The sequence below is a fragment of the Spirochaeta cellobiosiphila DSM 17781 genome (assembly GCF_000426705.1).
Lineage (GTDB): Bacteria > Spirochaetota > Spirochaetia > DSM-17781 > DSM-17781 > Spirochaeta_E > Spirochaeta_E cellobiosiphila.
Map to the genome: position 1 here is coordinate 37,087 of NZ_AUFW01000012.1, position 24,318 is coordinate 61,404.

Here is a 24,318-nt window from a genome sequence, read left to right on the forward strand (position 1 = left end):
TTGTTTTGCGTACTTGATTTTTTCTAATTCTAGTCTATGATTTATCTTATTCATGTTATATTCAAAACTTGCAGGAAAAACAAAAAGAGAGGTTCCCCAACTAAAAAAGGATGATAGTTTCTATTTGCTTGTACAAGCTGGCTATGTTCAGTCTTTGGGCAAAGGTCTCCATTCTTTTCTTCCTTTGGGAATGAGAGTTCTTAAGAATATCAGTGAAATGATTCGCCTTCACATGGAGCCATTAGGGGGGCAAGAGGTTTTGATTCCTTTGGTTAACCCTGTAGATATATGGAGAAAAAGTGGCCGCCTGGAACTAATGTCAAGAGACATTATCCGTTTTCATGATAAAAATGGTCGTGATCTCATCCTTTCCCCAACTCATGAAGAGGCTATGGTTGAGTTGATTCGGGATAATGTTCATTCCTACCGAGATCTTCCTTTATTTCTTTTTCAAATACAATCAAAATATCGTGATGAGACTAAAACTAAAGGGGGATTAATTCGTTCTAAAGAGTTCATTATGAAAGATGGTTATTCTTTTCATAAAAGCTTTAGTGATTTGAATAATTTTTTTCCTAAAGTTTTTGCGGCTTATCGTAAGTTTTTCAAATCCTGTGATTTGGATGTGATTGAGGCCGAATCAGGAGTCGGCTTTATGCGTGGTAATAAAGCCTATGAATTTCTTGTTCCTTGTTCTTATGGTGATAATACTCTTATACAGTGCCCAAATTGTGGGTACGCAGCCAATCAGGACGTAGCGTTAAGTGAAAAGCACTTTTCTGTTCAAGTTTTAAAACCCTTGGAGAAGGTTGAAACAAAAGACTGTATTACCATGGAAACTTTATCTGAACGATTAGAGGTCGATAAAGATCAGTTAGCTAAGCCTTTGGTTTATAGTTCGACAAGAGGATTGGTGATGGTTCTTGTCAGAGGGGATTATGAGGTTAGTGAGGAAAAGCTTTCTGCTTTTCTGGGGTATCCTGTAGGTTCTTTAGCGTCAAAAAGGGAATTACGAACAGAAGGTTTGATACCTGGTTATATGTCACCGATTAATTTAGAGATCGATATTCCTGTTGTGGTTGATGAATTAGTAGCCAACTCCTCCAACTTAATATATGGGGCAAATGAAAGGGATTATCATTATTTAAATGGGAATTTTGGACGTGACTTTGAATCTCCCTATGTAGCTGATATAGCTAGGGTTCATGCTGGTGATTTATGCAAAAGTTGTGGCCGGGAATTGGTTGAAAACAAAGTAGTGGAAGTTGCCAATATTTTTAAATTGAGTGATTATTATACCAGAACTATGGATGTTACCTATCAAGGAGATGATGGAAAAAAGAAGTATCCCTATATGGGGTCATATGGAATAGGGATTAGCCGTCTAGTGTCTGTTCTTGTTGACAAGAACAAAGATGATAAAGGTATTGGTTGGCCTCTTAATTTGGCTCCCTACAAAGTTGGATTAGTAGCAATAGGTCATTCCCTACGTATAAAAGATGTTGCTCAGAGTATATATAAACAACTAGAAAGGGAGTGCTTGTTTGATGATAGAGAAGAGTCTGTTGGTGTTAAATTTAAGGATCTTGACTTAATTGGCATACCTTTAAGAATTGTTGTATCATCGGATAGTCTAAAGGAAGGTATGGTTGAGTTTAAAGAAAGAAGCTCAGGACGTACTTGGTTAGTCGCTGTAGATGATGTTCTATCTACGGTAAAGCAGTTTTTTGGAGAGCAGAATTGGAGTTCGAATTAACACCTGAGCTAGTTGATCAAATCATATTTGCCATGGAAGACCAGTCTTCTACATTTTGTTTTGATACTAATATCATGGAGATAACTGTCCTGGAGTCTACAGAAGAAGCAGATTCTAATGGTAAATATGTGCTTCCCCAGTGGTCAAGTATTGAAGGTTTTCAAGTAATGGAGCAATTTGTTGGTTCCCTAAGAAATCCTATTGTTCGTCAAGAATTAAGATTAGTTCTAAAGTCGGGTTCGGGAGTTTTTAGGAAATTTAAGGATGTTCTGAGAGCTTATCCCGAAGTAGAAAAAATTTGGTTTAATCATAAAAGTAATACAATGAAATCCCTAGTCACAGAATGGTATAATCAGCTTAGAGATTATTGGGGATTGGAAAGAATCGGGTACGAACCTGAAGAAATCGATGATCTTATTGAAACGGATTTTGTGGTGAAATCAATTGATCTGTGGGATGATGCTGATTATATAAAGGGGTATCTTCCTGTTTTTATTGAAGAATGTCTTTCTTTTCTGAACAATAGACCTCAGGTTCAACGTTTAAATAGATATATACAAGATTGTGTGAGTCATTCTAAAAAAGCTTTGATAGTGGAAAGCTTGGATGGTGATTTTGCCTCAGCGCTCTTGTATGAAGAATTATGTGGTGATGAATACTGTATTCTCAAGGTTCACTTTGTTTTTACTTTGAAGGAATATAGAGGTCTTAGGCTCAGTGCAAAGTTGATTAACTCCCTAACGGATCTTGTTGGAGATCGAGAAATGACAGATATTCTTTTTTCAATTCATGGCCAGGAACAAGTTCTGATGGAAACCCTCCTAAGGGAGGGCTTTGTCAAATGTGGAACTTATTATCTTAAAAATCTTTTAACTGTTTAGTTTGCTCAATTGATTCTGGTGGTATATTTCACCTTCTTCATGAATTTTTTCTAATTCCTTCATGATTCTGTCTGCAGTCCATTGTTTAACATCATATCCCTCAGGAAGAGTGTCCTTGGATTGATTTCTAAACTCTTTCGTTTTGATAACAGGACTGACAGTATAAGAAATGACATCTTCATGGGCCAAATCTTCTTGCATTTGTCCAGATTCATTAATGTGAAGTATATTTCCATTTATTCCGATAAAAACGGCATACTCAAAGCTTTTAAGATAAGAATCCATTTCTGGAACAGCTTTCTTTGTTTCCGGGTGCCCTGGTCTATAGCGCGTTCCAGCAGGAAAAACAAGGATGGTTTTTCCATTGTATTTAGCCTTTGTCATAGCTTTCATAGCTGCCAAGTTTATAGATTTACTTTTCTGCGTTTCTTCTTCCCTTTGCTCAGGATCTGTTATCTTTTTTAGACTTCTTGATGGATAGATTACGATACGGCTGAAGGACTCAGTAAAGGCCAAGACGACTGGGCTTTCCTCGTTTAATTTCATACCGGCCATTGCAATCAGAGACTCAGTGATGGATTTACCGATTTTCTCATCTGCCCTCTCAATGAGATTGAAAAAGGATGGTAAATCAAAATTGCTATAATGTTCCATTAGAATCAGAGTGGATTTACCTTCTTTGGCAAGATTGTGTAATTGAATGAGATTCTCAAAATTCCTGATTTTACTACCAGGCAACATTAAATCTTCAACAATGGTATAGAAAATCTCTCGATTCTTTAAATTGGCCTCTTGGAGAATGTTTTCTTCAGTAATTACATGATGACCATTTGTATTGGCCATCATTTCTTTGATCTGTTTATTGTATCTTTCCCAAACAGAGTCCATAAGTGCCTCCTATAACAAGTAATTTAGGCTATATAACAATGTGTGGGTTGTCAAGTTTACAGATTCCCTAAATTTAGAACCATTTTGCCTACCTAATTGTATGATTAGGTTTTATTGAGGACAATTATGAAAAAATATACATAAATCGTATAAATTTACTTAAATTCCTATTGGCAAAAGGCTGGAGTACCCCTTAAATTAGTTTACAAAAGATTAACACCCCAACAAAAAGGAGAAATTTTAATGAAGAAGGTATTAAGCCTCTTATTTATGTTTTCTGTTGTATTCAGTGTTTTTGCTGAAGGTCAGCAAGATGCTGTATCAGGAGACGAGTTTATTATTTGGAACAGTGCAGAACCTGAGTCTCTTGATCCTCACAAGATAGAAGGTGTTCCTGAGCATCGTCTTTACTTATCACTATTTGAAGGATTAGTTTCTTATGATCCCAAAACTGCTAAGCCAGTACCTGCTGTAGCTGAAAGCTGGGAATTCAGTGATGACAATACTGAAATAACTTTTCATATAAGAAAGAATGCTGTCTGGAGTGATGGGGTTGCTATCACTGCTCAAACTGTAAAAGATTCCTGGATTCGAGGTTTGGATCCTGAATTGGGTGGACCTTATACTTGGTTCCCAGCTATGTTTCTTGAAGGTGCTGCTGAATACAATGGCGGTGAAGCTGGTCCTGAAGCATTAGGTGTTGAAGTTATTGATGACAATACATTAGTTGTTCATCTTATTGGACCTCTTCCTTATGCTCTTGAAGCTTTTGCGCACTATTCTTTTGCTATAGTTCCTGTTCATGCCATTGAAAAATACGGTGACGCGTGGATTAATCCCAAAAACTTTGTTGGTAATGGTCCTTTTAAATTATCAGAATGGGTTCCTCAGGATAAGGTTGTAGCGGTTAAGAATGATAAATATTGGGATGCTGCTAATGTTAAGTTAGACAAAATAACTTACTTGGCTGTTGAAGATAACAACACCGGTTATAATCTATTTGTTAATGGTGAAATCGATTGGGGTGTTGAAGTTCCTCTAGATCAGATGGATGCTGTTAAGCTAAGAGATGATTATCAGAGTGTTCCCCAGTTAAGTACTTACTATTATATTTTTGAAACCAAGACAGCACCATTTGATGATGCACGTGTAAGAAAAGCTTTAGCTATGGCTATTGACAGAAAGACATTGGTAGAAAAAATAACTAAAGCTGGTCAGGTTCCTGCCTATGCAATGGTACCTCCAATGGCTGGCTATCCTGGAATTGATGGATTTCATGAAAGTGTAGCTGAAGCGCAACAATTATTGGCAGATGCTGGATTCCCTCAAGGAAATGGATTCCCAGAATTCAAAATTCTATATAACACTTCAGAAGGTCATCAGACTGTTGCTGAGTACATTCAACAACAATGGGAAGAAAACTTAGGAATTAAAGTTACTCTAGTGAACATGGAATGGAAGACTTATCTTGCTGAAAGAAGAGAGCATAAATTCACTGTAGCTAGAGCAGGATGGGTAGGTGACTACCAAGATCCTAATACTTTCTTGGATATGTTCCTTGCTGCTGATGATCTAGATGGAAATTGGGGAAGTAATGATGGTCGATTTGACAATCCTGAGTATGACAAATTGATCAGACAAGCTGCAACAATGCCTGAAGGTGAAGCCAGATTCAAAGTACTAGCTGATGCTGAAAAAATCTTCATTGAAGATGAAATGGGTATATTACCACTCTACTTCTATGCAACTAAAAATATGATTGACCTCTCTAAATGGGGTGGATGGCACAGTAATACTATGGATATTCATCCTACAAAATACATTTACAAGAAATAGTTTAACTATTTGTTAACTGTTTTTAGTAAACCTAAAGACGCCTTTTTATGGGCGTCTTTTTTATGGGAATAGATCTTGTTTCTTGTCTTGCAAGGAATTAGGGTATTCAATACAATGGCATTTCTGCTTGTCATATTTATGTAGTAAGCAGGGATTAAGTTAAGTGGAGTCTGTAAATGACTAAGTACATCATCCGTAGATTTTTAGGATTGATTCCGACAATTTTTATCATCATTACAATAAGTTTCTTTTTTATAAGATTAGCACCTGGAGGGCCTTTTGATACAGAAAAAGCTGTACCTGATGCTGTCATGAAAAACCTGGAAGCTAAATTCCATATGAATGAGTCAATGCCAAAACAATATCTTAGATATATGTGGGATATTCTTCATGGTGATCTTGGACCTTCCTACCGATATTCTGATCACAGTGTTAATTGGTATATTTTCAACAGCTTGCCCAACTCAATGTTACTGGGAGGTATATCTTTATTCGTAGCAGTAATCTTAGGTGTTGGCGCTGGGATTATATCAGCTATACGGCAAAACACATGGATGGACTATGTGGCCATGGGATTTTCAGTCATGGGTATATCAATTCCTCTCTTTGTTATTGGTCCTGTATTAATGTATATCTTCGCCATGAAGTTACAATGGTTACCTACTTCTGGCTGGATAACAGGTCGTCATGGGGCCTGGACTTTAATTATGCCAGTAATAACATTGATGTTTCCTTATTTTGCCAATATAGCAAGATTATCAAGAGCTAGTATTTTAGAAATATTACGAAGTGATTATGTGAGAACAGCACGTGCCAAAGGCTTGAAAGAATCTGTGATCATTTTTAAGCATGTTCTAAAGGGTGGAATGTTGCCTGTTGTAAGTTATTTAGGACCTGCTTTAGCCGGAATTTTAGTTGGATCTGTTGTTGTAGAACAAATATTTCGGGTTCCTGGATTAGGGACTTTCTTTGTTAAGTCAGCTTTTAATCGTGATTACACATTGATATTAGGAACTGTAATTGTGTACTCCGTTCTATTGGTATTGTTAAATTTTATAGTGGATATAGTGTATTCCATTCTGGATCCTCGAGTCAGCTATAAATAGGAGATAAGTAAAATAATGAGTAATGAAAAAAACTCTGTGACTAGTTCTGAAGAACCTAAAGCAGATGAAAATACATTTAGTATGTCTGTTAAAGGGTCCAGTTTAACACAGGACGCTTGGCGACGATTAAAGAAAAATAAAATGGCTATGTTTGGATTGGGAATTTTTATTTTCTATGCCTTTATAGCGTTTCTTGGACCTTATATCCTCCCCATTTATTCTTACAAATTCCAGGTGATTGATCATATTCATCTACCACCATCCTTAACAAAGACGGCGGGAGAGTTATGGTATGAAAAAGAGTCTACCCATATGAAGGCTATTGCTGCTAAAGAAGGTAGAGAATTAAATGCAGAAGAAAAAGCTGAACTAGATGATATGATCTATCGTATTCATAATGAAACTAAGGTTATAAATGGAAAAACAGTGAAAATCCATGAACGTCATTACCTTCTGGGTACTGATTATCTTGGGAGGGATTTGCTGTCTCGTATTATCTATGGTGGTCGAATCTCCATACTGGTCGGCCTTGTTGGTGCACTGGTTGCTGTATTTATTGGAATTGTATTAGGTGCCCTGGCAGGATTCATGGGTGGTACTGTAGATGCTATAATATCAAGAGTCATTGATGTTATGTATAGCTTACCTTACATGCTCATGGTAATCATTTTTATGGCAATATTCGGTCAAAACATTTTTAACCTTTTCTTGGCTTTAGCCTTGGTGTCTTGGTTAACCGTTGCCCGGGTTGTTCGGGGGCAAATTATTTCATTAAAAAATTCTGAGTTTGTTGAAGCTGCTAGAAGTATTGGCGCTGGGACTTGGAGAATTATATTCAGACATTTATTGCCTAATACATTAGGTGTCATTATTGTATTCACAACACTTCGTATTCCGTCATTTATTATGAGTGAATCATTTTTATCTTTCTTAGGTTTAGGAATATCTGCTCCTATGGCTTCCTGGGGAACATTACTGAAAGATGCTATTGATGGTATGAGTCTATTTCCTTGGAAATTAATCTATCCCGCTGGTGCCATGATCCTCTTTTTGTTTTCTATGAACTTTTTAGGTGATGGCCTAAGAGATGCTTTCGATCCAGAAAGTAGAAATTAAAGGAGGTGAACGTAGTGAGTAATGAAGTGATCTTAGAAGTAAAAGATCTTAAAACATATTTTAAAACTGATCAGGGCATATTGAAGGCTGTTGACGGTGTTTCCTTTGAATTAAAAAAGGGGGAAACTTTAGGTATTGTAGGAGAATCCGGTTCTGGTAAATCGGTAACCAATATGTCTGTCATGAAGCTGATCCCCCAACCACCGGGACGATATGAGGGGGGTGAAATCCTTTTTGAAGGTCGTGATGTTTTGAAAATGTCTGAATCAGAACTTCGCCAAATGCGTGGTAACAAAATATCAATGATCTTTCAAAATCCCATGACTAGTTTGAATCCTTTTCTTAAGATATCTACTCAGTTGATTGAAACTATTATGTTACATCAAAAGTTAAACAAAAAAGCCGCTCGGGAACGAGCTATTGAAATGCTTAAGTTAGTTGGTATTCCTGGAGCAGAGAACAGAGTTGATGCTTATCCTCACCAATTTTCTGGAGGGATGAGACAACGGGTAATGATTGCGATTGCCTTAAGTTGTAATCCGGAAATCCTTATCGCCGATGAACCAACAACCGCTTTGGATGTAACCATTCAAGCTCAGATCCTGGAGTTAATGAATTCACTTGCACAGAAATTTGGAACAGCTACCATTATGATTACCCACGACTTGGGTGTTGTCGCTGGGATGTGCGATCGAGTTTGTGTTATGTATGCAGGGAAAATAGTGGAAAGAGCGTCTAATGATGATCTTTTTATGGAACCAAAACATCCATATACTCAAGGTTTAATTAAATCTGTTCCAAGATTGGACAAAACAAATGATAAACGTCTTTATTCTATCCCTGGGCAACCACCAAATGTCATCAACCTGCCGGATTGCTGTCCATTTTATCCAAGATGTGAGTATGCAATGGATGTTTGTAAAAACAAGTATCCAGATGAAATTAAATTAAGCGAAGGGCGAACAGTAAGTTGTTGGTTGTATGCAGATAAGGAGACAAAGAATGGAAAATGATAAGACTGAAATCTTATTAGAAGTAAAAAATTTAAAACAACATTTTCCATTGGATGGTGGTTTCTTATTTAAGAAGAAGGTGGGAGCTATTCGCGCTGTCGATGGTGTATCTTTTGAACTACGGAGAGGAGAAACTCTTGGTCTCGTTGGTGAATCGGGTTGTGGTAAATCCACTACAGCGAGAGCTATAGCTCAATTGTATAAACCAACTGCTGGTGAAGTCATCTTAGATGGTGAAGATCTTAATAAATTATCACCTAAAGAAATGGTAACAAGAAGACGAGACGTACAAATGGTCTTTCAAGACCCTTATGCTAGTTTGAATCCACGAATGACTGTTGGAGATATTATTGCAGAGCCAATGATAATTTTTTCCAATAAAAAGGTAATCGTTCGATCAAAATCTGAAATAGCTGATCGTGTTGAATGGTTGATGGAAAAAGTTGGTTTGAATAAACGTTTCAAAAATCGATATCCCCATGAGTTTTCTGGTGGGCAGAGACAACGAATTGGAATAGCAAGGGCTCTTGCTTTAAATCCAAAACTTATCCTTGCGGATGAACCTGTTTCTGCGTTGGATGTCTCTATCCAATCTCAGATATTAAATCTTTTAAAGGATTTACAAGAAGAGTTTGGACTTACTTATTTATTTATAGCCCATGACCTTGCCGTTATTGAATACATTTGTGACCGTATTGCTGTTATGTATTTAGGTACTATGGTTGAGATCAGTCCCAGTAGTGGTTTATATAAGAATCCTTTGCACCCTTATACCAAAGCGCTTTTATCAGCTGTACCTATCCCTGATCCTGAGATTGAAAGAAAAAGAAAACGTATAACCTTAGAGGGCGACGTTCCAAGTCCAGATACAGAACGGGTTGGTTGTTACTTTTATGATAGGTGTGCTTTTAGAATGGACCATTGTAAAAATAATATCCCTAAACTTTCTAAGGTAGAAGGTGATCATAAAGTAGCCTGTTTCTTATATCATGATGTGGACGGAAAACTTTTAGAAAAAAATTAGATTATTTAGTTATTATTGATGAAGGGCTTGTTAAGCTTTGAGGAGAGTAGTTCTCCCCATGTGACAAGCTCTTTTTTTTGGTTTAATGATCTTTTTTCAATGTCTAGTGAACCTATATTCATAGAATTGATTGTTAGAGTACACATTCCCTTTGGTTGGATATCTTTTTTCTTATTAGTTTGTATAGAGTGAAAGACGGATGATGTTAATTCAATGCTTTCAATACTTTCAATGTTACCTATCATTTTTTTTCCAATTATCCCTAAACCATAAAAATGAATAAAAGAATTATGGGATAAGTCAAAGGTCCAATACTCATTATATAGACTGGCTAATAAGGTTATAAAAATAACTATGACTATAAAAGCATTGATGTCTTTTAGCAAAATGGCGGATATAATTAAACTGAGACAGATTAGCCCATTAATAATACGCATGATTTTAGATAGGCGAAATACTAATGCGTTCTCTTTTATTATTAATTTTAGTTGAGATCCAAACACTAAAGACTCCTTAAATACAAGGGGAGATCAAAAATATTGTTAATATGAGGGAAAGGATGTTTCTTATATTCATTATCATATTCATCTACCAATAATACATGTCCACCCATTTCCTGAAAAGGATACAAGTATTTGGGATGATCATCAATGAATAGTGTGTTCTCTATTGTGTAATGAGCGACATCGAGAGCTTTAGTATAACTGGATATATGAGGTTTGCCTTTGAGATTATTATATTCTATGTCAAAAATGTGTTCAAAGCAGTGGGTGATTTCTAAATAGTCTAGAACACGTAAGGCATGATCTCGAGGAGCGTTTGTCAATATCGACATAGGTAGCTTTAAGGACGAAAGCATCTGTGTCAAATTTCTTTCACGTTTGAGGTACTTGTGTATGTTCTTTGGATGCACTGCGTCAAAGAAAGACGTGATATCGGTTAAGCCTTTTGTTTTACGTAACCATTCGAGAGTTGTACCATATCTTTTGTTTTCTTTTCTAAGGACAAGTGCTTCTTCAATGGTAACACCTAAATAATTGGCAACAAATTCATTCATTCGTTGATTAATGGCTTCACTAAAACCCCAAGATCCTTGATAGAGAGTGTTATCGAGATCAAATAAAAGATATTTCATTGTATTTATTCTATAATTACCACAGAAAGGGTTTGTCCTTTCGTCGATATCTCCTGTAAATGATTCAAGGGATCAGTCAATTTTTGCCCTTTATAAATATAGTAATAGTGATGTTTTCCTGCTAACAATTTAAGGGATACTGAATATACACCTTGTTCTTTTTCAATCATGGGAGTGAAAAAAGGATCATAATTATTAAAATCACCACAAAGGTAGACTGTCTGCCCCGGTTCAGCTCTGAATGAGAATTGTACGACATTAGGTTCAATGATTTGTGGGCTTTGTAAGTAATTGTATTTCTTATCCGTAAGGGATATCCGTGAGATTTCTGTTCCCCATGAATCAGTTTCTGTATTTGGATTAGTGGGATCAGGCTTCCATAATCCATTTTCGATGATTCTATATTGAAGATCATTTTCATCACTACTCAATGGATATAGATAGAAAAATACCCCTTTTTCATTTCTTTTAAAAAGATGAATTTTTTTATAGTTTTCATTTTCAAAAGCAATTCCTACCATTCTTGTATTACCAGTTGGTTTCTGTGTGAATAAGATATTTCCATTCCATAGTCTTGGCTCACTAGCCTTATCTAGAACTGATAATGTTAGATGGGTTGCTAATTGATTAACAGGCTGTATATCATTTGACCAGCCCATATGGCTAACGAGTATAGTAATTAGTATAATAAATAGTTGTTTAACGGTTCTCATAATTCTGATATATTTAAATTCGGTTGCTATCTTAACTGACTTTAATAAGATTGGTTCAATAAACCTTTATAAAGGGACGATAATTTCTGTATGCCAAGTCTGGATGCTATTGAAGATATAAAACGACAAATTCAGTCTTTCGCTAATGAACCTACTATAAGACAGGAACGAGGCGAGGATTTAGAAGATATACAACCACCTGTATCAGATATTTCTGAAGATCTCAATTCTTTGCTGGAAGAAACAAGAGAAGAATTGGATCAAGAGCCTGAACCGGCACCTGAAGAGGAATATTCAGATCTAGATATTGATTCCTTTTTTGATGATGATCTGGATTTACCAGAAGACGGTAATCTTTCTGTTCCTGATGATTTGTTCGGTGATGACTTACTATCTGATGAACCATTTTCAGATGATGCTTTCTCTGACTCGGTTGAGAATCAGGATGAAGATTTTTCTGACTTTGATCTTGATGAGGTCGGTGAGATTCCTGAAATTGAAGACTCACTCGAGGAACAGACCGATGATCTCGATGTTCTAGAAAACTTTGATGATGTTCCAGATTTGGAATCCAGTACAGAAGATCAAGAGGATTCTTTTGGCATTGACAACAATGTGGAATTTGAAAGTAAGGATGTTACTCAGAATGATAGCCTTGATGATGACCTAGATCCTTCTGTTGATACTGCTGCTTTAGCAGCATTTGATTCAGATATGGATTTTTCTATTGATGATGATTTGGCTGAATTATCAGCTAATATAAATGATCCTTCAAATGATGAAGAGTCCAGTGTAGAGGAAGAACCTCCTGTTGATGGTTTAGATATCACTTCTGAACCAGACAGTCCTCGAGATTTGGATATTGATTTAGATGATTCTATTGATATTGAAGAAGAATCTTTTGATGAACTGGAAGATATTCCTGAGATGGAAACTTCGGGAGACCTTGATCTTGATTTGCCTGATTTTGGTGAGGACATGGGTGATCCAGGTTTTAGTGATGAAGACTTTGAGTTTTCCTTCGATGAAGATTTATCAGACAAACCTAGTGACAGTACTCCTGATGAATTAGAAGAATTTTCTTTAGATGATCCAATAAAAGAACAAGCCTCCACTGATGATGATATGGTTTTTCCAGATTTTTCAAATGATATGGAATTGGATTCCTCTTCTGATGATGAATTTTCAATCGAAACTAATATCTCCGATGATTTTCCTGAATTAGCCAGTTTTGATAGTGATGATGATTTTGAGTCTAATGAAGATGATGAATTTGATTTAGGTGATTTTGGTAGTGAATTTGGTCTAAATGAAGAAGACGATTTGCTATCTGATCCTGGAAGCCTGAATCCTGCAATGGATATGAGCCTTGATAAGGGTGAACAACCAGGTGAGTTTGAAATATCAGAAGAGGAATTTAAAAAACTTCAAAGAAAGTTAGGAACCCTACCTCTAAACTTAAGGATTGCTATTGAAGAAGCTATTGGAGAAAAGGATCTGTCAACTGAGGATAATCAAAGAATTATAAATATGTTGATTAAAGATGCTTCTCCTAAAGCTCTGGCTAAGACGGTTGGGGATATCTTAGGAAAAGTAATCAGAATCCCTTCTGGATTTAAAGAAAGTGGACTTGAGTTAGATCGAAAGCGATCTACTCTCCTATATAATGCGGTTCATATAATGCTTCCCATCATAAGGAATGCATTTTTATTAAGTATATTGACTGGTGTTTTAATTATATTGGGATATCAGTTCGCATATAGACCATTAAAGGCAAAGAATTTATATACGCGGGGCTATGAGAGTGTTCTGGATGACGACTATGAATTGGGCAAAGAAGATTTTAGATTGGCCTGGAATACATGGAAAGATAAAAGTTGGTTTTACAAATACGCAGAAGCCTATTTGAGTCGTCGACAGTATGATTACGCAGCAGAAAAGTATAGTCAATTAATTCAGAATTATCCTAAAGAAACAAATGGCTACCTGGAATGGGCCAAAATGGCTAGTAACGATCGTAATGACTATGCTGAAGCCGAACGTATTTTGAAGATGGGCTTAGATATAAATCGTAATGATTACGACTTGAAACTCTATCTTGGTGATAACTATCTTGAATGGGCTTATGAAGATCCCTCCTACTTTGAATCTGCTAGGCGTTCCTATGCTGAGTTGCGACAGGAAGCTGGAGGCAAGAATGAAATCTGGATGAGAATGTTAAGGCTTTTTATACGTACTGATAATATAAAAGAAGTAAATAGGATCAAAGATATGTATCTTGATGTTCCAGCAAGGAATCTGGCCAGTTTTGGGGATACTTGGGCAGAATTAGGAGGATATCTTATAGATAGGGATGAAATTTCTGATGTTGAATCTATACTTTTAAAATCCTATGAAATTAATCCGTCTTATCCTGAAACACATTATGAATTAGCCAGATATTTTGATCAAATAGGTAAGGAGGGAGATGAAAAGAAGGCCCTGACTTCCGCTTTATATTTTTTTGAACAATCCATGCCTTTATCTCAGAGGCGTCTTCCTAAGCTAGTAGACACTCATAAACGAATCGGAAAGTTGCAGTATGATGAAGGGGATTATCTGTCTGCAGAACAATCTTATGGGGCTGCTTTAAATATTTATGAAGATAGTAAGTCTAGAGGATTAATGTCTGCACGTAAAGAATTTGGTGAAATATACAAATTAATGGGAGACCTCAACTATTATGTGTCACATGATTATCAGACCGCTTTAGACTATTATGTTGAAGGGGAGAGGAATTATTATCAAGAACCAGAAGTGAATTATAGAAAAGGATTCGTTTACTATCTACAAAATAAGTTTAAGAAATCTCTCGATGAGTTTTATGACTCTTTGGACTCAATTGAGAATAATGAAAACCTTCGTTATGCTATGGCGAATACTTTGTATAGGAGAAAGGATTATTATGCTGCTCGCGGATATTATGAGGGTCTTAAGAAGGACCTTGAGGCCAAATATCAATCCATAGACATGTTGCTTCCTGAAGATAACCCCGATCATGAATATCTAGTTGAGGATTTGTATAAGGTTTACAACAATTTAGGTGTCTCACTTGTGCAGGTATCACGTAGGATGGGAGATAATTCAAAAAAAGGAGAAGCCCAGTATTATTTTACTAAGGCTTCTGAATTAATCGATAATTTGTCAAGAGATCCAGATTCAGGTGTTCGAGAAGAGCTTGCTAATTTGCCTTATGTGAACTCAAGATTACTATTATATCCTCAGTCAGAAGCAGACCTAGAGATATATCAAGATATTCCTAGGGACTTGCAATCAGATCAGTTTTAAAATTAGACACTAACCATCCAATTGTATTTATCCTCTTTTGAACCATATTGAATACCTTTTAATGTTAAAAGAAGTTCCTTGGTCAGTTCTCCCATTTTTCCAGCATTAAAGACTTTTGTTTTGCCTTTATGGGTCATTGATTCTAAAAAGCTGATTCCTGCTGCTGTACCAGTTACAAAACATTCCTTGCCAGCATCCAAGGCTTCTTCGATTGATATTTGTCGTTCTACGACGGTCAATCCCATATCGACAGCTAGTGTCATAATGCTTTTTCTAGTGATGCCAGGTAGAATCGTATCTCCTAAAGATGGAGTTACAAGCGTGCCATCATTTAGAAGTATAAAAAAATTACTACTAGAGCCTTCTTCTATGTACTTGCTCTCCATACTATCGAGAAATATAGCCTCCATATAGCCTTGTTGCTCTGCTTCTTTTTTAGCAAGTGTGGGAATGACATAATTAGCATCACATTTTATCCAACCTGTACCTCGTTTAGTAGCACGAATACGGTCTGTTGTAATTGCTTTTGAGCTTCCTGTTCCAAAATAAGAACTTACTGGTGTTGATATAACAATAAACCAGGGGGCTTCACTATATCCTAAGCCGATAGCCGCTTCTGAATAAGTAAATGGTCTTATATAGATAGAATGACCTGATAGAAAATTATCTTTTTCCCAAACACTAGCGTATTCTGGCGTAAAACCTAGTTCTTGATTTCTTTTAGCTATCCCTTTAACAGCATTCAGGAATACTTTTTCATCAATCCCAGGCATATGAAGACCCTCCATAGAACTTTTCATTCTTTTAGCATTTTCATCAGGTCTGAATATTTTTAAGCTACCATCTTTTTGAGGAAACGCTTTTAATCCTTCAAAGCATCCCATACCGTACTGGCTTGTATAGGAAACCATTGGCAATTGCCCTAGTTCATTTCTTTTGGCTAATAGTTCTGATTTATCTTGAGATGAAAGTTGAAGCTCTTCTTCAAAAGAGAAATGCTTCTTTTCTTCAAAATTTCCTTTCCAAGATTGATTTATATATTTTGCTGTATAAATCCATGGCAAAATTGATAAAGAAAATCCCATTTAAATTTCTCCCTTTTTAATACAGATAAAGCTATTTAATCAGTCCTTTAAAAAAAAGTCCAATCTTACATAAAAGGGCTTGTATTTTTTACAAATACTATGTGTTCGGATAAATATATTGCCATTGGCAGAGTTATCTCCATTATGTCCATATAGAATTGTTAGTAGACCTTTAAAAAAGTAAAGAAAAACTTGACAGAAAAAATTAGCACTGGATATACTGAAACAAATAAGAAGGTTAATGGGTATTATCCATTGATCGATTAAAAAACGGAGGAAAAGTTTTTATGAAGAAGTTTTTACTTTTTTCATTGTTAGTTGCGTTTGTAGCATCATTCGCAATAGCGCAAACCGAAGTATCTGGTGAGCTTAAATTTGGTTATGCATCTGATTTTGATGGTGAAGTAACAAAGGGCTTAAAAGATGACTATAGTAAAGCTGATGTAAAGATTACTGTTGCTAACGAGTTAAATGATTTTACTTCTATTGAAGCTACAATCAAGGCTGATTCAGGTTTTATGGCAGTTGATTCTGCATGGCTTCAGACTGATATTGGATCTTCCTTAGGAGTACTTCCTGTTGTAGCAAAAATTGGTAAATTTGATGCTAGAGGAGAAAGATTTGGTAAGGTTAGCGGTTTTGAAGCAGAAGCCGTTGATGTAAAACTTGGAGGAGATAGTGCAAAAGCTAATTACCAAGTTGATGTAAAACCAGCTGAAGTTTTTAATGTTCGTGTAATTACTGATTTTAAATCAGTGAAAGACGGTTTTATGTATTTCACAGCTTTGGGTTATGGTTCTGCGGCTGATGCAAACTATGAACTAGGTTTCAATACTAATGGTACAAAAGATGCAACAAGTACATTTTTTGCTACAGCAAATTATGAATATGCAACAGATGCTTTTTCTGTCAAACCAGGTGTTAACTTTTCTTACAAGGCTTTAGGTGTTGGTGACACAGAAATAAGTGGCGTTAAGCATACTTATGATGGTGGAAATGAAATCTTCTTTGGTTTGGGTGTTAATGCAGCGGTATCTGATCTTACTCTTACAAGTGGTATGAACTTCGTTTCAGTAAACAGAGAAAAGTGGGACAATGGATCCGATGCTAATAAGTATTCACAGGTACAAAATCTTACTGCTTCAGTAGCGTATAACTTGTTTGAAGGTTTATTCCAACCTTATGTTGGTGTTGATTTTGCTCTTGGTACTAATGAAGACTCTTATAACAAAGACGCAAAAGCTTTCCAATTCTTAGAAGCAGGAGCACAATCTGAAGTATCAGGTGTAACATTTACTTATGGTTACGCTTATATTGCTAAGAAAGATGACAGCGCAACTTATGCTAAACAGTCATTGAACGCACCTATTGATATGGTAGCTGCTGAAAACGATAAAGCTGCAAATGCATTCTTCTTATCTGCAAAGGTTTCTTTCTAATAAGTAATTTTTGTTAGTATTATGCTATATATCCCACCGTCTTTGACGGTGGGTTTTTATTTAAAATCAATCCCCCATAAATTTCTGTATTCCTTATAACTAACATATTATAAGGAGTCATATATGCAGCCATTCAATTCTGTCGTAGTCGAAGGGAATCTGGTAAAAGATCCTGAAACACGAACAACCCCAAACGGTCACAAATTAAGTTTATTTACTGTAGCACACAATTATTATTACAAAGTCGATGGAGAGCAGACTAAGGGAGTCAACTATTTTGACATTGAAGTCTGGAATAGAACATCTGAGTTTGCAGAGGAATATCTATCAAAAGGCACTAATGTAAGAATAGCTGGTATTTTGAGACAGGATCGTTGGAATGATAAAGATGGTCATGTTCGATCTAAAATAAAAATCATTGGGGAACATATTGAGTTCCGTACTTTACGCACAGATAAAAAAGTGACAAATCAATCAGAGTTTGAAGTCACATTTTAGAAAAATTAATTGACATGTCGTTATACTCCTGTGTATAAAGGTATAATCGTTTCTATTAGTAGAAACGGTTATATTTTATCAGGAGCGTATATGCCTAAAGAATATAGACAAGACACTATTATTAAAGTCCTTCCTGGTGAACGATTCACACCCTATTCTCTAGCAGAAAAACTCCATGCAAAAGTTGTTTTAGAATCATCCTCTTTGAATAATGGTAGAGAGCGTTATTCCATTCTTTTAGTAGATGAAGCTTTTAAAATTGTTCAATCGTCTGGTAGAAGCTATATGAAAAAGGGTAATAAATTATTAGAAATAAAAAGTCAGGCTAAAGATATTCTAGATGTTCTTAACTATTTTGCTGAACAACATAGCCCTTTAAAACAAAATTTACCATTTCCTGCAGGTGGATTAGGGTTTCTTAGTTTTGAGTTTTGTCAGTATTGTGATGATATACCTCTCACGAATAATCCAAATCCTCTAAATTTGCCTGAAGCTGTATTTATTTTTGGGCACATTTTTATAATCTTTGATCATTATACAGATGTGATCTATCTGGTTGGTATTAATTACAAAGAAAGTGAAATTAATCTAACAAAAGCAATTGATAGAACTGTTGATGCTATCAATGACTTAAATTTTAACTACCTAGCTCCCAAAGATAATGACTTTGAAGTTGAAGTATTAACAGATTCTTCTGTAGAAGAACAATATAAAGCCAATGTAAGTTTTATAAAAGATGAAATCGTAAAGGGTAATTTACTACAATGTGTCCCTTCAAGAAGATTACAGGTAAAAACTAAATTACCTGCCTTGGAAGCTTACCGGCGACTTCGTTCAAGTAATCCTTCCCCCTATTTATTCTTTTTTAATTTTGATGACTACCAAATGTTTGGTTCTTCTCCAGAAGTTCATGTCAAAGTTCACGAGGGGAAGGCTCTGATTCGACCTATTGCTGGTACAAGAAGGCGTGGGAAGACGAATCAGGAAGATTTGCTACTAGAGAAGGAACTATTAGATGACCCAAAAGAAAGAGCTGAACATCTCATGCTTGTAGATCTAGCGCGGAATGACCTCGGTCGCTTATGTGAAAAAGAAACAGTCCAGGTAACATCCTATGCCCAAGTAGAAAGATATAGTCACGTCATGCATATTGTTAGCAATGTGGAAGGTCTACTCAAAGATAATAAAAATGGAATGGACGCCATTAGAGCAACGTTTCCTGCTGGTACAGTATCTGGTGCACCCAAAATTCAAGCTATAAAAACTATCAGCCAATTAGAATCTTTTGAAAGAGGTTTTTATGCAGGGCTAGTTGGATATTTCGAACCTGGAGGTAATCTGGATACTTGCATAGCTATACGTACAGGCTTAAAGCAGGGGGACGTGATTACTTTACAAGCTGGTGGTGGGATCGTTCATGACTCAGAGCCTGAACGTGAGTTGGAAGAAACAAATGAAAAATTAAGAGCTTTAGCTTCAAGTATAGGAATAGAGGTGTAACAATGATTGTCTTATTAGATAACTATGATTCTTTCACTTACAATGTCTATCAGTATCTTACGGAGGTAACTGAACTTCCTATAAAGGTTATCCGTAATGATCAAATAGATTTGACTCACTTAATTGAACTCAAACCTTCCTATCTTGTCATATCTCCTGGTCCTGGAAGACCTACAGACGCTGGGATCAGTATAGAGGCCATTAAATATTTTGCAGGTAAAATCCCTATTCTTGGAATATGTCTGGGGCATCAGGCCATTGGAGAAGCCTTTGGTGGAATCATTGTAGGTGCTAAAAATATAGTACATGGAAAAACAGAACCTATAACAAATGATGGGAGGGGACTTTTTAGGGGATTATCCAATCCAACCCAATTTACTCGATACCATTCTCTTGTTATTGAAAAGAACTCCTTACCTCAAGATTTTGAGATAACCGCACAAAGTCAAGATGGAGAAATTATGGGGTTACGTCATAAGAATATGATTATTGAAGGAGTTCAGTTTCACCCTGAATCTATTGCCAGCGAGGCAGGCAAACGTATGTTAAAAAATTTTTTAAACTACAAAAGAGAAGCCTTGGATATAAAAGAATTATTATCAAAGGTGATAAATGGTGAAGATCTATCTCAGGACGAAGCGGCTAGTTTTATGGAAGAACTTACAGATGGTAATCTATCTGATATTCATATTTCCGCTTTCTTGGTTGCCCTCAATGCAAAAGGTATAACTAGTGAAGAAATCGCAGGTTGCGCCTCTGTTTTATTAAAGAAAAGAGTCGCTATTTGTGGTGAAAAACCACTTCTTGATACTTGTGGAACAGGAGGTTCTGGATCTGGTAGTTTCAATATTTCAAGTTTTGCAGCCTTGATTGCCTCTAGTGCAGGAGCTGCTGTTGCTAAACATGGTAATCGGGCCGTTAGTTCCTTATCGGGAAGTGCTGACTTCTATAAATGTTTAGGAATGACAATCGATATTGATCCTGTGAAATCGGAAAAGTTACTAAAGGAAACAGATTTCGCTTTTCTATTCGCTCCTCTTTTTCATGGGGCTATGAAATATGCAGGACCTGTTAGAAAAGCTCTTGGAATAAAAACGATTATGAATTGTTTAGGACCTTTAAGTAATCCAGCGGGAGCTCAATATCAAATAATTGGCGTTTATAGTTCTGATCTCGTACCTATTGTGGCTAGAGCGGCAAAGCTCTTAGGTGTAAAACGAGTTATGACTGTGTATGGAGAGGATGGGTTAGATGAGATCTCTATCTCGGCCGCTACTCAGATATGTTTTATAGATGAATCTGGTGTTGAAACTAATTATAGTTTTGATCCTGCATCCTTAGGCCTAAATGGTTATACCCTTGGAGATATAAAAGGAGGGAGTGGACAAGAGAATGCAAATATGGCACTGGACATTCTTAATGGAAAAGGAAAAGAAGCTTTAATTGATGCTATATGTGTGAATGCAGGAGCCGCTCTGATGGTCTATGGTCTAGTAGAATCCATTTCAGAAGGATATACAAGATCGAAGGAAATATTAAAATCTGGACTAGTTAAGGACAAGCTGAATCTAATTGTATCAAGAGGCAAGGAGTTGGCTCTTCAATGATAGATAATATTAAAACAAAGATAATTAGTATGAGACGTGATCGTATTAAGAGTGAGGGGTATGCTTTAGGTGTTGAAATCCCTGAAGAAAGACGGGTTCCCCTTACACTCTTTTGCGAATCTCCAGGATTGATATGTGAAATAAAAAGAAAATCTCCTTCCAAAGGTGATATTCGTTTTGATTTAGATGCTGTTGCTCAAAGTAAGCTTTATTATAGTAAAGGTGTTAAATCTGTTTCTGTGCTTACTGAAGAAAATCATTTTAATGGCTCCCTTAAGGACTTAATCGCAGTAAAGGAAGCTACTCCTGAATTAGCTGTTTTAAGAAAAGACTTTCTTATCGATACAGAAGATATTATAACTTCCTATAAAGCAGGAGCTGATGCGGTTCTTTTAATAGCATCCGCTCTGACTCTCGATGCGTTAAAAGAAATGTATCAGCTAAGTACAGAGCTTGGTATGAAAGTCCTTTTTGAGGTCCATGATCAGAAGGATTTTGAAAAGGCTAATATTATCAAACCGGAAATAACAGGAATAAATTGTAGGGATCTATCTTCCTTTTCTATTGATTTAGCTTCTCCCATAAAGAAGTTATTTAACTTGAACTATGAAGGGAAAAAAATCTTTGAGTCTGGAATTTTTGGATCCTGGTCTGCTAATGTTGCGTTGAGTAATGGATTTGATGGGCTTCTCGTCGGAGAGTCAGTTGTTAGGGCTCCAGAACTAATCCCTTCTTTATTAGGAACTTTTCCCTCTGAAAACAGACAATCAAAGTTTTGGTCTAATCTGTATAAGAAAAATCATCTACCCCTCATTAAAATATGTGGATTAACAAGAGAGGAGGATGTTTATTATGCTGATAAACTAGGTGCAGACATAATGGGTTTCATTTTTGCAGAAAGTCCACGTAGAGTAAGTCCTTCTTTTGTAAGGAGTTTACCAAAAACTAAAGCTTTAAAGGTTGGCGTTGTTACAGATTGGGAACAAGATAAAGAGAGTTTGACTACTTTATTGGATGCCGGATATCTGGATGCTATTCAATTCCATAGAGCACCAAGTGGAAAACTTCTGAAGGATTTTAAATATCCTTTTTATATAGGAATAGAAGCTAAATCGATTGAGGAATACAGGGGTCAAAGAGATATACCTTCTATAAGACACCTAATTGATGCTTTTCATAAGGATCGATTTGATACAAATGCTTCAAAAACCTTGTCACCAGAAATAATAACAGAGGCATCAAAGAGTAAGCCCTTGTGGTTGGCAGGCGGTTTGAATCCAGACAATATTCACGAAATCGTCAAAATGTATCAACCAGAACTAGTAGATGTGGCTAGTGGAGTAGAATCTTCACCAGGAATAAAGGATCATAGAAAGATGGAAAGTTTTTTCAAGGAGACACGAGTTGAAAGTATTTAATAACTATTTTGGTGAGTTTGGTGGCCGATATGTCCCTGAAGTCTTAAGAAAACCCTTAGATGAACTTGAGATTGTTTTTAGAGAAGCGATGGAAGATCCTGAATTTTGGGAAGAATATTCTAGTCTAATGAAACAATATGTTGGTCGACCAACCCCTTTATTGTATGCGGAAAATACCACTCGATTATTGGGGGGAGCTCAGGTTTATATAAAACTAGAAGGTTTGGCTAATACAGGGGCTCATAAAATCAATAATGCCTTGGGCCAAGCACTAATAGCTAAACGAATGGGTAAAAAAAGAATAATAGCAGAAACAGGGGCTGGGCAACATGGAGTGGCAACCGCTGCTGTTTGTGCCAAATTAGGTTTAGATTGTCATATCTATATGGGGGAAGTTGATATAAGAAGACAACGCCCTAATGTCTTCCAAATGGAATTATATGGAGCAGAGGTTGTTCCCGTTACTAGTGGTGATAAGACCTTGAAGGATGCTGTTAATGAAGCAATGAGAGATTGGGCTTCTCATCCTGATGATACACATTATTTATTAGGATCTGCTTTGGGGCCTTCTCCCTTTCCGGATATGGTTAGAGAGTTTCAATCTGTTATTGGAAAAGAAGTAGATACTATTGTCCAAGAAAAGAATCTTGATGTGGCAGCTATGGTTGCTTGTGTTGGTGGAGGGTCCAACGCTATTGGTTTTTTTAGCCCTTATCTAGAAAAGAATAAACCGAGATTAATAGGGGCAGAGGCTGGCGGTATTGGAGCAGACATTGGTCAACATGCGAGTAGAATGACTGGTCCTGGACGAGAGGGTATTGTTCAGGGCTATAAAAGTCTTTTTCTCCAGAATGAAGATGGACAAGTTCTCTCTACTCATTCTGTATCTGCTGGCCTTGATTATGCAGGTATTGGCCCTCAGTTAGCTCACCTTGGGAAAACCGGGCGAATAGAGTTTGTCTCTATAACCGATAAAGAAGCCTTAGATACGGTAAAGTTCTTTGCAGAAAAAGAAGGTGTCATATTTGCTTTGGAATCTGCTCATGCAGGAGCGGCTGCACTTAAGGTGATTCCTACATTACCAAAAGATAAAGCTGTCATTATCAATATGTCTGGTAGGGGAGATAAAGATATTTTTATTACTGCAGGACAGCTAAGTAGAGAAACGTGGACTAAATTCTTAAAAGATGAGGTTAAACGATATGAAAGCTAAAATTATGACCCATATGATATCCCATTACCCCCATAGAGAAGCTTCTTTAAATGTGGCAAGAGCATTGATTGATGGAGGTGCCTCTTTTCTGGAGATACAGTTCCCTTTTTCTGATCCTTCTGCAGATGGAGCAACCATTCAAGCAGCCTGTACTAAGGCCTTAGCCTCTGGTTTTACTTTGGATGAAGGTTTTGAATTAGTAAAGGAAGTGTCTCAACTAACAAAGATACCTATTTTTATCATGAGTTATGCCAGTTTGGTTTACGCTAGAGGGGTAGAGCTATTCTGTGAGCAGGCAGCTAAAGCTGGAGCAAAGGGGCTAATTATTCCTGATCTTCCTTTTGATAAGGATGAGGGCTTGTACTCCTTTGGTAAAAAAAATAATCTTCACGTCATTCCTGTACTTGTTCCCAATATTTCTGAACAACGGCTAGAGGCTATTCAAAAACTATCGTTATCATATATCTATGGGGCACTACGTGTTGGTATTACAGGAAGTCATACAAGTATAGGTGAAGATAGTATTGAATTTCTTAATAAGCTCGCACAAAATAGTTCCTGCAAAGTGCTTGCTGGTTTTGGAATTGATTCTCATGGTCAAATTGAAGAGTTGAAGGACAAAGTGTATTCCCTAATTGTTGGTTCTGCACTGGTAAAATCAATTCCTCAAGAGGGCAGCAATGAACAGATCTATAAAGCTGTAAAAGATAAATTATTATCTTTATTAGGTTCTTGAGATACTTATCCACTACTATTAGAATGT

20 protein-coding genes are annotated in these 24,318 nt (G+C 36.4%); 15 read left to right on the forward strand and 5 right to left on the reverse strand.

From position 1 onward, the window contains the following. The first annotated feature begins 52 nt into the window (after positions 1–52). Positions 53–1,756 (forward strand): proline--tRNA ligase, encoded by a 1,704-nt coding sequence (locus K345_RS0101960; protein ID WP_028972744.1) that lies wholly within the window; start codon positions 53–55, stop codon positions 1,754–1,756. Beyond that, a complete protein-coding gene (locus tag K345_RS22040) occupies positions 1,741–2,637 on the forward strand; it encodes a hypothetical protein (RefSeq protein ID WP_053227983.1) in 897 nt (298 codons plus the stop codon). Before K345_RS0101960 ends, K345_RS22040 begins: the two co-directional genes overlap by 16 nt. Here the strand turns inward: K345_RS22040 and K345_RS0101970 are convergent. Next, on the reverse strand, positions 2,626–3,525 hold the full coding sequence (locus K345_RS0101970; RefSeq protein ID WP_028972745.1) for a lysophospholipid acyltransferase family protein: 900 nt from the start codon (positions 3,523–3,525) through the stop codon (positions 2,626–2,628). The genes K345_RS22040 and K345_RS0101970 overlap by 12 nt on opposite strands. Positions 3,526–3,768: 243 nt before the next feature. Here K345_RS0101970 and K345_RS0101975 point away from each other — a divergent pair, with 243 nt between their 5' ends. From K345_RS0101975 to K345_RS19315, 5 genes are all read left to right on the forward strand, one after another. After that, positions 3,769–5,361 (forward strand): peptide ABC transporter substrate-binding protein, encoded by a 1,593-nt coding sequence (locus K345_RS0101975; protein ID WP_028972746.1) that lies wholly within the window; start codon positions 3,769–3,771, stop codon positions 5,359–5,361. Between the two features lie 176 nt (positions 5,362–5,537). Continuing rightward, positions 5,538–6,467, forward strand: a complete 930-nt coding sequence (locus tag K345_RS0101980) for an ABC transporter permease (RefSeq protein WP_028972747.1) — start codon at positions 5,538–5,540, stop codon at positions 6,465–6,467. Positions 6,468–6,482: 15 nt separating this feature from the next. Beyond that, positions 6,483–7,583: an ABC transporter permease gene (locus tag K345_RS0101985; RefSeq protein ID WP_028972748.1), complete on the forward strand. Its 1,101-nt coding sequence runs from the start codon at positions 6,483–6,485 to the stop codon at positions 7,581–7,583. 14 nt (positions 7,584–7,597) lie between these two features. Further along, a complete protein-coding gene (locus tag K345_RS0101990) occupies positions 7,598–8,596 on the forward strand; it encodes an ABC transporter ATP-binding protein (protein ID WP_028972749.1) in 999 nt (332 codons plus the stop codon). Continuing rightward, positions 8,586–9,620 (forward strand): ABC transporter ATP-binding protein, encoded by a 1,035-nt coding sequence (locus K345_RS19315; RefSeq protein ID WP_037570932.1) that lies wholly within the window; start codon positions 8,586–8,588, stop codon positions 9,618–9,620. The genes K345_RS0101990 and K345_RS19315 overlap by 11 nt, the downstream gene beginning before the upstream one ends. Before the next feature lie 5 nt (positions 9,621–9,625). On the opposite strand, the gene K345_RS0102000 is transcribed toward K345_RS19315, so the two are convergent. The 3 genes from K345_RS0102000 to K345_RS0102010 are packed head-to-tail and all read right to left on the reverse strand — an operon-like array spanning position 9,626 to position 11,468. After that, positions 9,626–10,123 (reverse strand): hypothetical protein, encoded by a 498-nt coding sequence (locus tag K345_RS0102000; RefSeq protein ID WP_028972750.1) that lies wholly within the window; start codon positions 10,121–10,123, stop codon positions 9,626–9,628. Beyond that, the gene (locus K345_RS0102005; protein WP_037570936.1) at positions 10,123–10,755 is read right to left on the reverse strand and encodes an HAD-IA family hydrolase; all 633 of its coding nucleotides are present in this window, start codon (positions 10,753–10,755) and stop codon (positions 10,123–10,125) included. Before K345_RS0102005 ends, K345_RS0102000 begins: the two co-directional genes overlap by 1 nt. A gap of 5 nt (positions 10,756–10,760) precedes the next feature. After that, on the reverse strand, positions 10,761–11,468 hold the full coding sequence (locus tag K345_RS0102010) for an early set domain-containing protein (protein WP_028972752.1): 708 nt from the start codon (positions 11,466–11,468) through the stop codon (positions 10,761–10,763). A gap of 90 nt (positions 11,469–11,558) precedes the next feature. On the opposite strand from K345_RS0102010, the gene flcA reads away from it, so the two are divergent. Then, positions 11,559–14,795 (forward strand): periplasmic flagellar collar protein FlcA, encoded by a 3,237-nt coding sequence (gene flcA / locus K345_RS0102015; protein ID WP_028972753.1) that lies wholly within the window; start codon positions 11,559–11,561, stop codon positions 14,793–14,795. A gap of 2 nt (positions 14,796–14,797) precedes the next feature. On the opposite strand, the gene ilvE is transcribed toward flcA, so the two are convergent. Beyond that, positions 14,798–15,880 (reverse strand): branched-chain-amino-acid transaminase, encoded by a 1,083-nt coding sequence (gene ilvE / locus K345_RS0102020; protein ID WP_028972754.1) that lies wholly within the window; start codon positions 15,878–15,880, stop codon positions 14,798–14,800. 287 nt (positions 15,881–16,167) lie between these two features. Between ilvE and K345_RS0102025 the strand changes: the two genes are divergently transcribed. The 7 genes from K345_RS0102025 to trpA all read left to right on the forward strand — a co-directional run bounded on the left by K345_RS0102025 (position 16,168) and on the right by trpA (position 24,291). Then, the gene (locus tag K345_RS0102025; protein WP_028972755.1) at positions 16,168–17,319 is read left to right on the forward strand and encodes a hypothetical protein; all 1,152 of its coding nucleotides are present in this window, start codon (positions 16,168–16,170) and stop codon (positions 17,317–17,319) included. A gap of 123 nt (positions 17,320–17,442) precedes the next feature. Continuing rightward, positions 17,443–17,817, forward strand: a complete 375-nt coding sequence (locus tag K345_RS19320) for a single-stranded DNA-binding protein (protein WP_053227984.1) — start codon at positions 17,443–17,445, stop codon at positions 17,815–17,817. A gap of 90 nt (positions 17,818–17,907) precedes the next feature. Beyond that, the gene (trpE, locus tag K345_RS0102035; protein WP_037570939.1) at positions 17,908–19,317 is read left to right on the forward strand and encodes an anthranilate synthase component I; all 1,410 of its coding nucleotides are present in this window, start codon (positions 17,908–17,910) and stop codon (positions 19,315–19,317) included. 2 nt (positions 19,318–19,319) lie between these two features. Next, on the forward strand, positions 19,320–20,924 hold the full coding sequence (locus K345_RS0102040) for a bifunctional anthranilate synthase component II/anthranilate phosphoribosyltransferase (RefSeq protein ID WP_028972757.1): 1,605 nt from the start codon (positions 19,320–19,322) through the stop codon (positions 20,922–20,924). Further along, entirely contained in the window at positions 20,921–22,342 is a 1,422-nt protein-coding gene (trpF, locus tag K345_RS0102045; RefSeq protein WP_037570943.1) for a phosphoribosylanthranilate isomerase, read from the forward strand. The genes K345_RS0102040 and trpF overlap by 4 nt, the downstream gene beginning before the upstream one ends. After that, entirely contained in the window at positions 22,329–23,555 is a 1,227-nt protein-coding gene (gene trpB, locus K345_RS0102050) for a tryptophan synthase subunit beta (RefSeq protein WP_028972759.1), read from the forward strand. The genes trpF and trpB overlap by 14 nt, the downstream gene beginning before the upstream one ends. Then, positions 23,545–24,291: a tryptophan synthase subunit alpha gene (trpA, locus tag K345_RS0102055; RefSeq protein WP_028972760.1), complete on the forward strand. Its 747-nt coding sequence runs from the start codon at positions 23,545–23,547 to the stop codon at positions 24,289–24,291. The genes trpB and trpA overlap by 11 nt, the downstream gene beginning before the upstream one ends. The last annotated feature ends 27 nt before the right edge of the window (positions 24,292–24,318 follow it).

Excerpts from the sequence above, each read along its gene's own strand:
- K345_RS0101985 (WP_028972748.1), top strand. The coding sequence starts at position 6,483 with ATGAGTAATGAAAAAAACTCTGTGACTAGTTCTGAAGAACCTAAAGCA.
- K345_RS19315 (WP_037570932.1), top strand. The coding sequence starts at position 8,586 with ATGGAAAATGATAAGACTGAAATCTTATTAGAAGTAAAAAATTTAAAA.
- K345_RS19320 (WP_053227984.1), top strand. The coding sequence starts at position 17,443 with ATGCAGCCATTCAATTCTGTCGTAGTCGAAGGGAATCTGGTAAAAGAT.
- ilvE (WP_028972754.1), bottom strand. The coding sequence starts at position 15,880 with ATGGGATTTTCTTTATCAATTTTGCCATGGATTTATACAGCAAAATAT.
- trpE (WP_037570939.1), top strand. The coding sequence starts at position 17,908 with ATGCCTAAAGAATATAGACAAGACACTATTATTAAAGTCCTTCCTGGT.
- K345_RS0101970 (WP_028972745.1), bottom strand. The coding sequence starts at position 3,525 with ATGGACTCTGTTTGGGAAAGATACAATAAACAGATCAAAGAAATGATG.
- K345_RS0101980 (WP_028972747.1), top strand. The coding sequence starts at position 5,538 with ATGACTAAGTACATCATCCGTAGATTTTTAGGATTGATTCCGACAATT.
- K345_RS0102005 (WP_037570936.1), bottom strand. The coding sequence starts at position 10,755 with ATGAAATATCTTTTATTTGATCTCGATAACACTCTCTATCAAGGATCT.
- K345_RS0102040 (WP_028972757.1), top strand. The coding sequence starts at position 19,320 with ATGATTGTCTTATTAGATAACTATGATTCTTTCACTTACAATGTCTAT.
- K345_RS0102010 (WP_028972752.1), bottom strand. The coding sequence starts at position 11,468 with ATGAGAACCGTTAAACAACTATTTATTATACTAATTACTATACTCGTT.
- trpF (WP_037570943.1), top strand. The coding sequence starts at position 20,921 with ATGATAGATAATATTAAAACAAAGATAATTAGTATGAGACGTGATCGT.
- K345_RS0101975 (WP_028972746.1), top strand. The coding sequence starts at position 3,769 with ATGAAGAAGGTATTAAGCCTCTTATTTATGTTTTCTGTTGTATTCAGT.
- K345_RS0101960 (WP_028972744.1), top strand. The coding sequence starts at position 53 with ATGTTATATTCAAAACTTGCAGGAAAAACAAAAAGAGAGGTTCCCCAA.
- flcA (WP_028972753.1), top strand. The coding sequence starts at position 11,559 with ATGCCAAGTCTGGATGCTATTGAAGATATAAAACGACAAATTCAGTCT.
- trpA (WP_028972760.1), top strand. The coding sequence starts at position 23,545 with ATGAAAGCTAAAATTATGACCCATATGATATCCCATTACCCCCATAGA.
- K345_RS0102025 (WP_028972755.1), top strand. The coding sequence starts at position 16,168 with ATGAAGAAGTTTTTACTTTTTTCATTGTTAGTTGCGTTTGTAGCATCA.